The sequence below is a fragment of the Niabella yanshanensis genome (genome assembly GCF_034424215.1).
GTDB classification, from domain to species: domain Bacteria; phylum Bacteroidota; class Bacteroidia; order Chitinophagales; family Chitinophagaceae; genus Niabella; species Niabella yanshanensis.
In genome coordinates, this window is sequence record NZ_CP139960.1 from 3,969,628 (window position 1) to 3,984,410 (window position 14,783).

The following is a 14,783-nucleotide window of genomic DNA, read 5'->3' on the forward strand; positions in this document are numbered from 1 at the left end:
ATTAATCGTTTGGCTTGTCAGCAATATTTTCGGCTTCATCCGGTACTCCTTTTCGCTTTTTCAAAACGGAGTAAACAATGCTGCCTGCAATACAAAGTACAATTACCAGGAGCGACACTACTACCTGCTGTGATTTTCCTATCCATTGTGAGATCCAGTGCTCTCCCAGCATTTTCGCCCCGATGAAAATCAGAACAATGGCAATGCCCTGCTGCAGGTAATCGAACTTGGTAATGGCGCCTCTTAACAGAAAGAACAGCGAGCGCAGGCCCAATACTGCAAAAATATTAGAGGTATAGATCACCATTTTATTGGTAGAGATACCCATTACAGCCGGGATAGAATCAACTGCAAAAACAAGGTCGATAACCGAAAGCATAACTACGACCACAAAAAGCATGGTGTAGCGTCTTTTGCCATCTTCTTTAATTATATACCTGCCTCCGCCGTCGTGGGGTACCAGCGGTAATACTTTTTTCATCCATTTATAAACAGGGTGTCCCTTGGGATCAAACTCCTCATCGTCGCCAGCGGTAAACATTTTGATTCCTGTATACACAAGGAAAGCACCAAACAGGTATAATATCCAATGAAAGCGGTTAACCAGCTCAACACCCAACGTTATAAAAATGATACGAAATACAATGGCCATTAACACGCCAAATAGCAACGCGCGGCTATAATAAATTTCCTTTACCCTGAAAGCATTGAAAATCAGTATGAATACGAAAATGTTATCAATACTCAGGCTCTTTTCCATCAGGTAGGCGCTGAGGTATTCCAGGGCAATAGTTTTATTTTCTTCGAAAAGCAGGAAAACGAAAAAGCCAAGACCCAATGCCACCCAGAATACGGATTGCCAAAGCGCTGTTTTAATGGTAATAGCCGTGTTCTTCTTGCTAAAAAGCCCCATATCGAACACGAGGGCAATAACGATTACAATACCAAATACGAGGTAAGAAATTTGATCGGGTGTCATGAAACTTTAAGTTGGATAAGATATAGAAGGTACCGTAGTACTACACGGCGAAACTTTCGCCACAGGCGCAAGTACGTGCCGCATTAGGATTGTTGAAAAAGAAGCCTTTTCCGCTAAGTCCCTCAGAAAAGTCAAGAGTAGTGCCCAAAAGATATAAAAGACTTTTCATATCTGTCACTATCTTGATCCCATTATCTTCAAAGATCTGGTCTTTAGGCTTTTCTTCGCTGTCGAAATCGAGTTTGTAGCTTAAACCCGAGCAGCCGCCGCTAACAACGCTTACCCGAACAAAGCTATTGACTCCTTTTTCCTCGTTTTCAGAAAGAATATGCTCGATACGAGCTTTGGCGGTATCGCTTATTTTAATGCTATCTGCTGAAAATGTATTATTCATTCTTGTTCTTTTAACACTGCCGGCTCCATATCTCTTCTGTCATGTTACTGCCTGGCAACTTTATTTAAAATACAAAGTTACCATATTATTTAAAGAGTTAAAGCAGCGCCTGCCGTTATATTTTAGGCCGCTCCGGAATGAAGAAACCGGATCAAAATAGGATCAGGGTTCCGAAATCTATCTTACTGAAACGAATAAAAACAGGATTTCTTACTTTTACCACAGTTCGTATTGATTGTTTAACCGTTTTTACATTACTATGAAACTACTTCAACCTCTGATCTTGTTTGCATTTCTATTATGCTCCTGCGGGTTAAGCGAAAGGGAAAAAGCAATGAAGAATAAAGAAACAGAACTTAACGACCGGCAACAGGCATTGGTACTGTGGGAGCAGCAGCTAACCCAAAAGGAAAATACGTTAAAAGACCGGGAACACCGGTTAGATAGCACTAAAAGGGAAATTGACTCCGTGGTGATACATGGTCCCTCTGTTATAGGTAAGTGGCAAATTAAAATGCAATGCGTAGAAACCTCCTGTGCAGGCTCTGCAATAGGCGATGTAAAAACGGAACAATGGGAATTTGCCAGCGAAGGAAATGAAGTGGTGGTAAAAGCTTATGCAGGCAAGAACCTGACCCGGATTTATAATGGTACTTATACGAGCAGGGGAATGCAACTGGTTGACAAAGGAGCTCTCAGCTCCACTACGATGGAAGTCACCCTTAGAATGCTGAACGAAAAGAAAATGGATGGCCTGAGGGAAATTACTCTGCCTGATTGTAAAACAACTTATTCGATTACCGCCGACCGCTTATAAAGAGGTGTAAATATATGGTGCCATTACTTTCAACTTTGGATTTTAGCCTGCCGTTAACCAACCCGGTAATCATATTTGCGCTGGTGCTCTTTATTATTTTGTTTGCGCCGATTATTTTCAGCAAAATAAAAGTACCGCATATCATCGGGCTTATTATTGCAGGTGTATTGGTAGGGCCCCATGGACTGAATCTTTTGAAACGGGATACAAGTATAGTTTTATTTGGTACCGTGGGTTTATTGTATATCATGTTTTTGGCAGGGCTTGAGATAGATCTTGCAGAATTTAAGAAGAACAGGAAAAAAATATTTGTATTTGGAGTACTCACATTTCTGTTGCCGCTTATTTGTGGCACTCTTGCCTCATATTATATTTTAGGATATAGTTTTTTGTCGTCTCTTCTATTAGCCAGTATGTTTTCAACGCACACGCTGGTGGCCTATCCCATTGCCAGTAAGTATGGCGTCATCCGCAATCGCGCGGTTGCTATGGCAGTAGGAGGTACCATGATTACTGATACCGTAGCGCTTTTATTATTAGCGGCCATATCAGGCATGGCCAAAGAGCAGGTATCTCCCGCGTTTTGGGTACAACTGGGGTTGTCATCCATTGTGTTTGTCTGTATCGTACTATTTGTTTTCCCCGTAATTATCCGTTGGTTTTTTAAAAAATTTGAAGACAGTGTTTCCCAATATGTCTTTGTGCTGGGTATGGTTTTCCTGGCTTCTTTTTTAGCAGAGGCGGCTGGTATTGAGGCCATCATCGGCGCGTTTTTCTCTGGGTTGATACTGAACCGCTTTGTGCCGCATACTTCTGCATTAATGAACCGGATCAACTTTGTTGGTAACGCTTTGTTTATCCCCTTTTTCCTGATAAGCGTGGGCATGCTGGTAGACGTAAAGGTTTTGGTAAAAGGATTGGGCGCCGCGAAAGTAGCTGCTGTAATTATCGTTGTGGCTTTAATCACCAAGTATGTTGCTGCCTGGGCCACGCAAAAGATATTCAAACTAACAGCAACAGAAGGTAAAATGCTTTTTGGGCTGAGTGCTTCGCATGCCGCTGCCACACTGGCTATCATATTGGTGGGGTATAATATTATAACAGGAGAAACCGCTACCGGCGAGCCTATTCGTTTGCTGGATGAAGATGTATTGAACGGAACGATTTTACTGATCCTGGTAAGTTGTGGCGTTGGTTCTTTTGCTACTGAAAAAGCGGCTAAAAAACTGGCCCTGCAGGAAAGTGAGCAGGTACCGGAAATTGAAGATGGAGAGAATAGCGAAAAGATCCTGATATCTTTAGCCTATGATGAAATTGCTACAGACATGGTAGACCTGGGTGTGTTGCTGAAACCCAAAAGGAGTAATCTGCCCCTTTATGGTCTGCACATTGTGGATGATGCAGTCGAGGGCTCCAACGCCGCGGGCAAGGGAAAAAAGATACTGGAAAAATCTGTATCTCATGCTGCTGCCTCTGAAAATGTACTGACTCCTTTGATGCGGTATGACTCCAGTATCAGTAATGGTATTGTTTATACGATAAAAGAACAACAGGTAACCGATATTGTGATCGGGCTGCATAAAAATGCCGACCAAAAAGTATTTTTCGGAGAGGTGGCAGAGCAGATTATAAGAAGAATTCACGAGACGATTTATGTCTATAAGCCTGCTCAACCTTTTAATACACTCAAACGAATTGTTGTAGCTATTCCACCAAACGCAGAAACAGAACCGGGATTTGTACATTGGCTGCAAAAGATAACGTTGTTGTCAAGGGAGTCGGGCATGAAGGTGAGTTTTCATGGAACCGCAATAACATTGGCTGCAATACAATCTTTGGTACAACGGAATGATAATCATTTGCAGGCTTCCTACAATGAGTTCAGTAATTGGGATGATTTCCTGATTTTTACCAGGGAACTGAATACCAACGAGCTTTTTGTGATCATTTCATCCCGTAAGGGCTACAACTCCTATCTGCCGCAGTTTGGTAAACTGCCCTATTATCTGACCAATTATTTCAATAAGTTAAGTTATATTATACTGTATCCCGAACAACTCGAAACCGGCATTAATATGAGCGACATACAGCAGGCCGATGGCAAATTGATTGAAACGCTTAGTGAGCAGATAGGAGCTATCAACAAGGCTGGTAAGTACCTGCGCAATCTGTGGAAAAAGTAAGGAGCTTTCAGCTGATCTTCTGGCCGTTTTTTACCGGTTTATCAGGTGTGAGCAGCGTGACGTCTTTAGCTGCACCCAATACGCCCAATACCAGGCATTCACTAAAGAAATTGGCGATTTGTTTTACAGGGAAGTTCACAACCGCTATCACCTGCTTATGCAAAAGCTCTTCTGGTTGATACAGCTTCGTGATTTGTGCCGACGATTTTTTGACGCCCAACGCTTCTCCAAAATCAATCAGCAGCTTATAGGCCGGATTGCGTACTTCAGCAAATACTTCGGCCCGGATGATGGTACCAACGCGTATATCTATTTTTTCAAAATCGCTCCAGCTGATCGGTTCAGGCATAGTCATAAAAATTTAATGTTGAAAGCCTGTAAGTTTTGTTTCATCAAAATCCAGCTGCATTTCCATATTGCGTAATACCACATCATCAAATTTGCGCTCCCGGCGTATTTTATGCAGTTCTATCCTTTGCAATTTTATGATATCCCTGATCACGTCCCGGTTACGGGCTGCTGCTGCCTGGAAATGATCAGAATGATCGATGCAGCTAAATTTGTCGGTAAGCAGTTCCAGCTCATTTTCCAGCTTGGTTTTTTGATGCCGCACCAGGCTGTTCTCTGTAAGATCATTACTGTAGTCGCTGTTTATTTTTTCCAGCGCCACCTGTTTCAATTGTTTTTGTATGATGGCTTCCTGTTTTTCATGCGGCACTTTTACCTCGTCGTCTTCAACTTTTATCCATTTTAGAACGGCGGGTAGCAATAAACCCTGGCCAACCAACGTGATCAGGATAATCACGAAAGTCACAAACAGGATAATATTCCGATGAGGCAGGTTTAACGGGATTGATAACGCTGCAGCAAGGGACACCACCCCCCGCATAGCTGCGAAACTAATAATGAACGGTTCCTTCCAGTTGGGTTTGGGCCTGGTAAGGCGGATCTTTTTAAAACAGAATCCCGGGAGATAAGCTAAAGCGTAGCTATAAAGCAGTCGCAGTGCAATCATCGCACCGCCTATAATAATGGCGTATTTGATACCTTCTGCAATTGAGTAATCCTTCATGCCGGCTACCACCACAGGGAGCTCCAGGCCTATCAGTACAAAGACAATGGCATTAATAGTAAAAATAAGGGTGCTCCAAACCGCACCTGCCTGTATACGTGCTGTATGGCTTAAAAAGCAGTGAGAGTGGTACGACATCATCAATCCCCCGCTAACCACGGCCAGCACACCCGAGAAATGAAAGTGCTCTGCGGTTATATACATTACATAGGGAACAATTAATGTAATAATCGTATCAATATTAGAATTAGAAGGAATAATGCGTAATAATGCAGAGAACAGGTAACCAATAGCTAAACCGATAGCAATACCCATTGCAGACATGATGAAGAAGTCGCTGATAGCCTGCTTAAAAACAAACTGACCGGTTAAGGCAGCAGCAAGCGCGAACTTAAAAACAATAAGGCTGGATGCATCATTGATCAGGCTTTCTCCCTCCAGCACGGTGATGGTTTTTTGAGGAATTTTAAGATGCTTTAAAACTGAAGTAGCGGCTACTGCATCCGGTGGAGAATTAACACCTCCCAGCAGAAATCCCATCGCCAAAGTAAGACCAGGAATTAATGAAGATGAAACGTAAGCCACTACCACCGATGTAAGAAAAACCAACCCGAAAGCCATCCAGGAAATTTGCTTCCTGTGTTTCCAGAAATCTTTCCAGGATGTAAACCAGGCTGCTTCAAAAAGTATGGGCGGCAGGAAAATAAGGAATACAATATCAGGGTCAATCTGGAATGCCGGCATGCCCGGAACCAGGCTGATAATGAGCCCTGCAATTACTAAAAAAATAGGGTAAGCTACTTTTAGTTTCTGGCCAATCAGCACCAACATCATCACACTAAAAGCAACTGCAATAGCGATTAATACATAATTCTGAATCATACAAAACAATTTGAATTGGCTATCAACTTAAAAGATATTTCCCCAACAACAACATTAAGGCATTCTGCCGAAAAACATTCTTTTGAATTTCGGTTTAGAATAACATATAAAGATCGCTTTTTGTTTATTGTCCCTCACTCAGTCTTTTAAGCTCCTGTAAACTAAGGGCGTAATTGGTTGCTATTGTTTTTTTTGTTCTTTTAAACAGCATCATGATGTTAAGCGGGTAGGGAACATGACTGTTGAAATTAAGTGTTACCCTGGTAGTGTTATTGATGGGTTGTAAGCTGATATAGGTTTTCGCATGGGTTTTATAAGGGGCATAAACGGTGATGTCTAAAGTCACATCTCTTAAGGTTGTGAGCTGTGAAATGGTCAGGCAGCCTTTCCCCAGCTCCGTACTGTCGCTTTCCCAGCAAAAGCTGGATCCCGGACGGCCTTCATTTCCAGCAATTGATGTTCTCATCATTTTATCACGCTTAAACCATGCGTTCCAACAATTTAAGCCTGTAATATTACTTGTGAAATTCCATACATTTTCAACAGGAGCATTTATATGAATAGTTTGTTGAACCTTAATACTCCCGTCTACAAATGCAGCAGTGACCAGAGCCATTGCTGATAAGGCGAGGAGGGCAATAAGCAATTTTTTAAGAATACTCATATTGAGTGTTCAATTTCCATTTAAGTAAACAGTTCCTTCTTTTGGGTTGGGTTCGTGGTTTATGTAAATCCGTTTTAGAAAATTCCCAAAATTTATAATGAAGATTCGCCGTTAATACCAGTTAAGTTGATTGTTTAGTTCCTAAAGGTAACAAAACCTTGCTAAAAAAAGATTATTTGTAAAATACTGTAGAAAAGAAAATTAAGGCAAACGTTGGATGTGAGCCGGCATTATGGACGTCGGCAACGCTGGTAGCTTTGCGCCGGAGATGAATTCCTTTAACCTCAAATAATTTCAGAAAGGAGCTTTTCTTTCAATCAAAATTTTGTTTTGCTTATTTTATCACTATAAAGTAAATACATTGGTAACGCTGCCGAGCCGTACCAATCCAGCAGATCGTAGACCAGCAGCCCGGTTTTAATAGCCGGGTCGGTGAGCAGCAGTTTTTCCGCCTCTTCTTTGTTCCTGGCATTTAAAATAAATAAGCCCCGGTATTGCTTGTCGTTTTTACCAAACGGTCCGGCTACCACCAGGTAGCCATCTTTTACCAGTTTTCCAATATTTTGCATGTGACCTGCGAAGATCTGCTTCACCGAGTCCTTATCTGCAATTGCTGCAGGACCGGTTTTTAATAGTATCAACTGGTACATTTTCATACCGCGCTCATCTGATCCCAGGCTGTCAGCCAGGGATTTATTATAATCAGCATTGTTCTGTGCCTGTGCCTGTGCAGTAGAAAATGAGCACATAATTACCAGCAAGGCGAAAAAAATCTGTTTCATGACTTCAAATTAAAAAGTTACCAATGAATTTAAACCCCGAATTGAGTAAGATGATGATCGAGGTGTTTGGCAAACATATTATTCCACTCGGTTTGAGTAAGTGCGCCAAATGAATGTGACTCTTTGCCTTCAAAATAAGGACCGCCCAACTCCTGTGTTTTGATCAGATAATCGATTAACCTCTTTTTTTCGACTTCATAATTTTTGTGATCCGTAATAATAAATGCCGGCGCGGTACGCATATGATGAGGATACGGTTTTTCATTGACTATATTCTTTTTTACAAATCTCTTCAGGATCCATTTCATCAACCCTTTAGGTTTGGGGTGTTTGCCTGGCTCATACAGCATCTCGTAGGATACATTTACATGGGCCAACATCTGATCTATTGTCATTTTGCCCCAGTATGATTTTGTTTGTGGCGTTAAATTATTGATACGCGCAATGAACGTTACCACTCCTTCCGACGAAAACAGATTAGTCATTTTATTTGGTTTATATAAATGTACAACATGCGCTGATATTATTAATACGTTCATTTAACTGAGGGTACATGATGGTGGGTCTGTTAAAACTTCGTATTTTTAAGGCTATCTCAATCAAACAAAAAAATATACATGAAAAAGATTCTTGCTATTGTTTCGATGTTGTTATTGACTTTTATGTTGCATGCTCAAAAGAGTTTTTGGCTTTTTAATGGTAAAAACCTGAATGGATGGACTGTGCACGGTACTGAAAAATGGTATGTAGAAAAAGGCGAGCTGGTTTGTGAAAGCGGACCTGATAAGGATTATGGTTATTTATCCACTGATAAAAAGTATAAAAACTTTGAACTGACTTTAAAGTTCAAGCAGGAAGCAAATGGTAATAGCGGCGTTTTTTTTCGCTCTTCGATTGAAGGAGTAAAGATCAGCGGCTGGCAGGTTGAGGTAGCTCCCCTCAATAATAACACCGGAGGTATTTATGAATCTTACGGACGCGGGTGGATGGTGAAACCCAAGCCTGAAGATGAAAAATGGTTAAAAGAAGGCAAATGGAATACCATGAAGATACGCGTACTGAACGATCAGGTTACCACCTGGCTTAATGGCCACCAGATGATCGATCTGGCTGACTCTAAAATAGGTGCCGCTAACGGGTTTATTGCTTTACAAATACATGATGGTGGTGGCATTAAAGTACGTTGGAAAGATATTATCCTGAAAGAATTGTAATTAAACGACTGAATATTATTGAAAGCGTTGCCGGCATATGCAATTTCTTTTATTAACGTAATGGTTAAACCTTTTTCCTGAGGTCTTCATGCCTTGGTGGTTATAACATGCGGTTGTTACAGCAAATCAATCTCATGGGAACAATGGAATTCGTGGTAATTGAAATACATTTGCGCCATGAGCGATAAAAAAGTCAGAGTACGTTTTGCCCCCTCGCCTACAGGGGGCTTACATTTAGGCGGTGTGCGAACCGTTTTATATAATTACCTGTTTGCAAAAAAACACGGTGGTGATTTTATTTTAAGGATTGAAGATACCGACCAGACCCGTTTTGTGCCGGGGGCGGAGGAATATATTTTTGAGTGTTTGAAATGGGCCGGGCTGGAGCCGGATGAAAGCGTACAGCATGGTGGGAATTACGGTCCCTACAGGCAAAGCGAACGTAAGGCGTTATACCGAAATTATGCTGAACAACTGGTGGCGGAAGGGCTTGCTTACTATGCTTTCGACACACCTGAAGAGTTGGAGCAAATGCGGCAGCAGTACAAAACGGATGAGAATCCTGCGCCGCAGTATGATCAGAAAGTTCGTATGCAAATGCGCAACTCTTTAACACTGGATGGTGATACCGTACATGAACTGATGCATAGCGATACCCCCTACGTGATACGCATTAAAATGCCTGAGAACGAAACGGTAAGTTTTAATGATATGATACGGGGTGAAGTGAGTTTTAATACTTCTGTAGTCGATGATAAAGTATTATTAAAGGCAGACGGCATGCCTACCTATCACCTGGCAGTGGTAGTTGACGATCATTTAATGGAGATCAGTCATGCGTTTCGTGGGGAAGAGTGGTTACCCAGTGCGCCTGTGCACGTATTGCTCTGGAAATATCTTTTTGGTGAAGATAAAATGCCTCAGTGGGCACATTTCCCCCTTATATTAGGTCCTCACGGAAAGCTTAGCAAAAGGGATGGCGCGAAGTATGGTTTCCCCGTGTTTGCGATGAACTGGAAAGATCCTAAAAGTGATGAATTGACAGAAGGGTTTAAGGAGAAAGGGTTTTTGCCGCAAGCGTTTATTAACCTGCTTGCCGTATTAGGCTGGAACGATGGTACCGAGCAGGAGCTCTTCTCGATAGAAGAAATGATTGATAAATTTTCGATGGACCGCGTGCATAGCGCTGGCGCTAAATTCGATTATGAAAAGGCGAAATGGTTTAACCAGGAATGGATCAAAAAACTGGATGCCGCGGCATTAGTTCCCAAAGTGCAGGAGATACTTACGGCGAAGGGAATTGAAGTTGCTGACCTTGCCTTGATGGGTAAGGTGATCGAACTGGTAAAAGACCGGTGCGTATTACTTACCGACTTCTACGAGCAATCTTCCTACTTCTTTATTACACCGCAGGTAATTGACCTCGCAGCAATTCAACCCAAATGGAATGAAGCAAAGACTTTGTTTTTCCAGGAGATTATAAGAAACTATCAGTTGGCGGCTATTTGGGAGGCACACGATCTTGAAAATAATTTTAAGGAAATCGCTGCTGCCAACCAGCTCAAACCGGGTGAAGTAATGCTGCCCTTGCGCATTATGCTGGTAGGAGGCAAATTTGGCCCAGGTGTGTTCGACATTGCCACGATCATTGGCAAGGATGAAACGATTAAAAGAATGGAAAATACTTTAAAGCAGTTGAGCTCAGGTCATTAAACTGCTGATCCAACAGAGAGGCCATCAGGGAACAGAAGTCAGGCTAAGATCCGCCGTTAGCTTGTTCGTAGGCCTTGATGGCTTTTTTTGTGGCCAGTCCGCGCCAGCTTAATGCTAATACTTTCTTTAAAAGTTGGAGGTCGTAGTGATGAATCCACATGCATAGGTAGGGGTAGTTTTTGAAGTGATCGGGCAGGTGAAACAATTCTGGATGACTGTCTAAGTACTGGTCTCTTAGTTCGAACGTCAAGCGTATTGGAATAAAGCTGCCACTTTCATGCAGCCGACACATTAATTTCCCTTTTACTTTTACCGACGGAGTTCCCTCGTGGGAAACAGCTTCCTCCGTTTCAGGAAACGACAATGCAACCTGTTTAACTGTTTCGAAATCGGCGGGGTTGTAGGCCGGTAGAGAGGATTTCATATTACATCTTTTTAGAAATGGTTAAAAAGGATTCTGTTGCAGTTCAGAAGCTCTGTTGTCTTTTACAGCATTGCCTGTAAAAGAATCTCCGGGTCTATTATGGATCATCCTGTTATGATCATGGGACAATCGTTGGAAGAAATAGAAGCACTAAGGTGTGTCGCGCCCAATAAATCGCTCTTTTCCTTTTAGAAAATTAAGTGCGCGACTAATATTTTTCTTGAGGCTTTCCTGTGTTTTTAAACCAGAGAGATACCGGTTGATCTCTTTTCGGAGATAGGGCGCTAATTGGTCGTATACGGCTTTAGCTTCCTTATCTTTCTTAAGAGCCTGTTCAAACGCCACCGGCGCTTTTGTTTCAGGCGGCGCGATATTATTGTAAGCAATGGTGATCTGTATTCTTTCTCCAATGCGTTGTGGAGAATTAGGCAACATAGTGGTGTTGATATATAATCGCCACTCCCCCCGGAACCTGACCAGCGTTTGGTTATACGGCTCTCTGTTGACCGTGCCTTTAACAGGTATTGGCCCCTTGTTTTTACCTGCAGCCTTAAAAATGTTTTCAAGGATGAGGCCGGGTACCAATACAAAAGGATTAATGCCTATCAGGTCAATAGGCGCGGTGAATGAATGCATATTTGTTTTTGTCATTGAATAGTCGTCGCTTTTACTTATACCGGGTTGTTCTGAAGTATAGGCTTCAGCTCTCGTACACTGTACCATTAAAGTTACACAATAGGGGTGTTCGGCTAAGTATTGATCGGTTTAAAAGCGTCATTCATCGAAAAAATAAGGCCATTTATCGAAAAAATTACAGGTAACCGCTGCCAGGCAGTTCCTTTGTAGTATTGAGGATGCCATGAGTTTCCGAGATAACTTCTAAACGTATTTGATAGCCCTTGCAATCATAACAGCCCGTATGGCGATCATCAATATACTATAGAAGCTGGTAACTGTTTCCAATAAGCTGCTGTGGTTCTAAACAAGTTTTTATGAAATCTTTTCTTAATGCGCCTTTTTTATTTTGTTGCGTTATAGCATCGGACTAGGGGTCGACTTTTAACGCATTGATAGTTAAGCGTCTCTTCTATAGAAACAAAAGTGTTCCCTCTTCGTAAACATATTTGTTATTATCTGATGATTACCGCCCAAAAAAAAGATAAACCATTGGTGGTCGACCTGCTGGTTCAATGTTTTTGCGACAGTAAAAGCATTCACTATATCATAGAGAAGGATGCTGGAGGACAAAAGCATCTCAACATATTGATGTCTTATGCATTTGATCACTGTATGAATTTTGGCGAGATATTCCTTTCTGAGGACAGGCAGGCCTGTGCATTGATTTTATATCCCGAAAAAAAGATCCTGTCAATAGAGTCGCTCTGGCAGCGACTGAGCCTTGTGGTGAAGTCGTCAGGTGCGAAGTACTTTAAAAAGATTGCCGCCAGACAAAAAGTAATCAGGCAAATTCATCCGTATGATTTGAAGTTTCACCTATGGTTTATGGGTGTTAAGCCCGATGTGCAGCGGAAGGGAATAGGCAGCCGGTTATTAAAGGAGCTTATTGCCGAGTCAAAGCAGCAGAAACGTATGTTTTGTTTGGAAACACCTGATTCCAGGCATATTCCCTGGCTGCATAAGCATGGTTTTGGTATTTACCGCCAGCTCGACCTGGGACATCTGCTTTATTGTTTATTTCATAAGGATGTACTTTGGAAGGCGCATCCTTTTGATCAAACCTGGAAGCCAGGCCACGAAAAGAATGATAATTCTTTAAAAGGTGGCTTGAGATTGGTATAACTATAAAAGATAAATTTTATAGGATTGGATCAATTTACTGATCCTGTTTTCAAGGTAGGGATTACCGCCTTCCAGATAAGTTGCTATCGAAACTGCTTCTTCGAGGTAGGATGATTTTTTCGAAGCATTCCACAGCTCAGGTGGTTTTTGAAGGTTCGTGATTCTATCTGCTAATTTAACTGCCCATACTTCTTTTGGATGCGCTTTAATTCTTTTTAAACTATCCTGCATTTGTTCTGCCTTTGGCAGTTCTTCATTTTTGGTTAAAGCCAGTACACCGGCCGCAATGTCTTCGCCAAAGGCTTCACTTAGCTCCTCATAACTGGTATTGGTGTCTTCAATAGTGTCATGCAGCAGCGCTACCTGAACGGCACTGGTAACATTAAAGTCCAGGGAGTGCTGGCTTGCAATTAAAATTTCCATAGCTACATTACACACATGCACGAGATAGGGAAGCGGGGTTCCGGTTATGGTTTGCCCTGCGTGTTTGTTCGCCGCAAAACTGATAGCCTTTTGATAAGCAGATTGTAAATCCATAAAAGATATTTAAATTGAAAACCGTGTATAACAGTGCAATTATTTAGCCAATATAAACTGTACATAAGACGTTTAGCTGCACTGATCAAAATTGTTTGGGCTTTTGTTGCCGGGCGGCCGATTCAACTACTTCATTAACCCGTTTAAGCCGCGTCTCAGGTCTTTTGGCTGATAAAATCCAATACAATATCATTTTTTTCACCGACTTGCTGAGTGTTTCAAAATATGCTTTGGATCCTTTATGTGCTTTGAACGATTTTTCAAGGTCCGGCGGGATTACTAAAGCATCTACTTCATCCAGTGTGTTCCATGTTCCGTTTTCCCGCGCGGTTTCTATTGCTTGATGCCCCGCTTCTTTCATCAAACCAGCCGCGATCAGCCGTTCTACCTTTTCCTTGTTTATTTTCGACCAGGTACTTTTAACCTTTCGTTTGCTAAAGAATTGTATAGAACTTTCTTCATCCCGCGTTTTCTTAGTACTGTCAATCCATCCAAAGCACAATGCTTCATCTACCGCTTCACTCCAGGAGATGGTTGGTTTTCCGGATGCTTTTTTATACATCACTAACCATACGTTGTCCTGGTTTTTATGGTTTTTCTCCAGCCATTTTCTCCATTCCTTATTGGTTTTAGGGTAGAAGGTTTCAGTTGTTTTTTCTTGCATGTACTAAGCTGTTTTTGGCAAATAGGGTTGGTTTTTTATTAAGACCACTGTTGGAAGTATTCCTTATTTCCCGATTTTTCTGTTTATGAAAACAAATATGAATGAAATGGCCATAAAAAGAGCCAATATAATCAATGCATTCATTAAGGTTTGCTGCATTCCTATTTCTTTGACATTTAAAAAGGGGTAGGGGTAGAAGCCGGAGCTGTTACCTCTTATCAAGGTAAAGAGCAGATACGCCAACGGGTAAATACTCCATGCAAAAATTTGTGTATACCGGATTCCCTTTTTTTCGAACAGGCTCCAATAAACCAAAGCTCCAAGGGGAATAACAGAGTGCAGCAGTTCGTCCACCCATTTTTGAAGTCCCTGCGGATCCCAGATATGCCTTAGTGCCACCTGGTATACCAGGCCAACAATGACGATATAAACGGTTATAGCAGATAATAAACCTTTAACCCTGGTAATGCGCCCGTCGAACAGCAGGGTGGTGAAATAAATGGCTACTGCAATATTTGTAAGAATAGTGAAATAGCTAAAAAAGCGGATGGTTGCTTCTTCAACAGTATTCACATTGTTGTGAAGCATTAAAATGTATTGGGCTATTACGGCAAACCAACCGGCCGATGCCAGTAAGCCTGCAAATGATTTTTGCATA

17 protein-coding genes are annotated in these 14,783 nt (G+C 41.8%); 5 read left to right on the forward strand and 12 right to left on the reverse strand.

The window, feature by feature from the left end; genetic code table 11:
* Position 1 precedes the first annotated feature (1 nt).
* Both U0035_RS16445 and U0035_RS16450 read right to left on the reverse strand, forming a co-directional pair.
* Positions 2 to 979 (reverse strand): TerC/Alx family metal homeostasis membrane protein, encoded by a 978-nt coding sequence (locus U0035_RS16445; protein ID WP_114792291.1) that lies wholly within the window; start codon positions 977 to 979, stop codon positions 2 to 4.
* Positions 980 to 1,019: 40 nt separating this feature from the next.
* Positions 1,020 to 1,373, reverse strand: coding sequence for a HesB/IscA family protein (locus U0035_RS16450; protein ID WP_114792292.1), 354 nt, complete (start codon positions 1,371 to 1,373; stop codon positions 1,020 to 1,022).
* 259 nt (positions 1,374 to 1,632) lie between these two features.
* On the opposite strand from U0035_RS16450, the gene U0035_RS16455 reads away from it, so the two are divergent.
* Complete coding sequence (locus tag U0035_RS16455; RefSeq protein WP_211316505.1) at positions 1,633 to 2,190, forward strand: hypothetical protein; 558 nt, start codon at positions 1,633 to 1,635, stop codon at positions 2,188 to 2,190.
* 14 nt (positions 2,191 to 2,204) lie between these two features.
* Positions 2,205 to 4,373: a cation:proton antiporter gene (locus U0035_RS16460; RefSeq protein ID WP_211316506.1), complete on the forward strand. Its 2,169-nt coding sequence runs from the start codon at positions 2,205 to 2,207 to the stop codon at positions 4,371 to 4,373.
* Between the two features lie 7 nt (positions 4,374 to 4,380).
* Here the strand turns inward: U0035_RS16460 and U0035_RS16465 are convergent, their stop codons facing one another.
* The 5 genes from U0035_RS16465 to U0035_RS16485 form a co-directional block, all read right to left on the reverse strand.
* Entirely contained in the window at positions 4,381 to 4,722 is a 342-nt protein-coding gene (locus tag U0035_RS16465; RefSeq protein ID WP_211316507.1) for a tRNA-binding protein, read from the reverse strand.
* A 12-nt stretch (positions 4,723 to 4,734) separates the two neighbouring features.
* Positions 4,735 to 6,327 (reverse strand): Na+/H+ antiporter, encoded by a 1,593-nt coding sequence (locus U0035_RS16470; protein ID WP_114792295.1) that lies wholly within the window; start codon positions 6,325 to 6,327, stop codon positions 4,735 to 4,737.
* Between the two features lie 124 nt (positions 6,328 to 6,451).
* On the reverse strand, positions 6,452 to 6,991 hold the full coding sequence (locus U0035_RS16475; protein WP_114792296.1) for an SRPBCC family protein: 540 nt from the start codon (positions 6,989 to 6,991) through the stop codon (positions 6,452 to 6,454).
* Positions 6,992 to 7,308: 317 nt separating this feature from the next.
* A complete protein-coding gene (locus U0035_RS16480; protein WP_114792297.1) occupies positions 7,309 to 7,773 on the reverse strand; it encodes a YciI family protein in 465 nt (154 codons plus the stop codon).
* 29 nt (positions 7,774 to 7,802) lie between these two features.
* Entirely contained in the window at positions 7,803 to 8,258 is a 456-nt protein-coding gene (locus U0035_RS16485; protein WP_114792298.1) for a DUF1569 domain-containing protein, read from the reverse strand.
* Positions 8,259 to 8,390: 132 nt separating this feature from the next.
* On the opposite strand from U0035_RS16485, the gene U0035_RS16490 reads away from it, so the two are divergent.
* On the forward strand, positions 8,391 to 8,987 hold the full coding sequence (locus U0035_RS16490) for a 3-keto-disaccharide hydrolase (RefSeq protein ID WP_114792299.1): 597 nt from the start codon (positions 8,391 to 8,393) through the stop codon (positions 8,985 to 8,987).
* A gap of 177 nt (positions 8,988 to 9,164) precedes the next feature.
* Positions 9,165 to 10,700: a glutamate--tRNA ligase gene (gene gltX / locus U0035_RS16495; RefSeq protein ID WP_114792300.1), complete on the forward strand. Its 1,536-nt coding sequence runs from the start codon at positions 9,165 to 9,167 to the stop codon at positions 10,698 to 10,700.
* A gap of 43 nt (positions 10,701 to 10,743) precedes the next feature.
* Here the strand turns inward: gltX and U0035_RS16500 are convergent, their stop codons facing one another.
* Positions 10,744 to 11,124, reverse strand: a complete 381-nt coding sequence (locus U0035_RS16500; RefSeq protein WP_114792301.1) for a hypothetical protein — start codon at positions 11,122 to 11,124, stop codon at positions 10,744 to 10,746.
* A gap of 150 nt (positions 11,125 to 11,274) precedes the next feature.
* A complete protein-coding gene (locus U0035_RS16505; protein ID WP_245957796.1) occupies positions 11,275 to 11,775 on the reverse strand; it encodes a YdeI/OmpD-associated family protein in 501 nt (166 codons plus the stop codon).
* Positions 11,776 to 12,261: 486 nt separating this feature from the next.
* Between U0035_RS16505 and U0035_RS16510 the strand changes: the two genes are divergently transcribed.
* The gene (locus U0035_RS16510; RefSeq protein WP_114792302.1) at positions 12,262 to 12,924 is read left to right on the forward strand and encodes a GNAT family N-acetyltransferase; all 663 of its coding nucleotides are present in this window, start codon (positions 12,262 to 12,264) and stop codon (positions 12,922 to 12,924) included.
* Here U0035_RS16510 and U0035_RS16515 read toward each other — a convergent pair whose 3' ends face one another.
* The 3 genes from U0035_RS16515 to U0035_RS16525 all read right to left on the reverse strand — a co-directional run bounded on the left by U0035_RS16515 (position 12,925) and on the right by U0035_RS16525 (position 14,782).
* On the reverse strand, positions 12,925 to 13,461 hold the full coding sequence (locus tag U0035_RS16515) for an HD domain-containing protein (protein ID WP_114792303.1): 537 nt from the start codon (positions 13,459 to 13,461) through the stop codon (positions 12,925 to 12,927).
* 85 nt (positions 13,462 to 13,546) lie between these two features.
* Complete coding sequence (locus tag U0035_RS16520; RefSeq protein ID WP_114792304.1) at positions 13,547 to 14,125, reverse strand: YdeI/OmpD-associated family protein; 579 nt, start codon at positions 14,123 to 14,125, stop codon at positions 13,547 to 13,549.
* Between the two features lie 63 nt (positions 14,126 to 14,188).
* Entirely contained in the window at positions 14,189 to 14,782 is a 594-nt protein-coding gene (locus tag U0035_RS16525; RefSeq protein ID WP_114792305.1) for a Pr6Pr family membrane protein, read from the reverse strand.
* Position 14,783 lies beyond the last annotated feature (1 nt).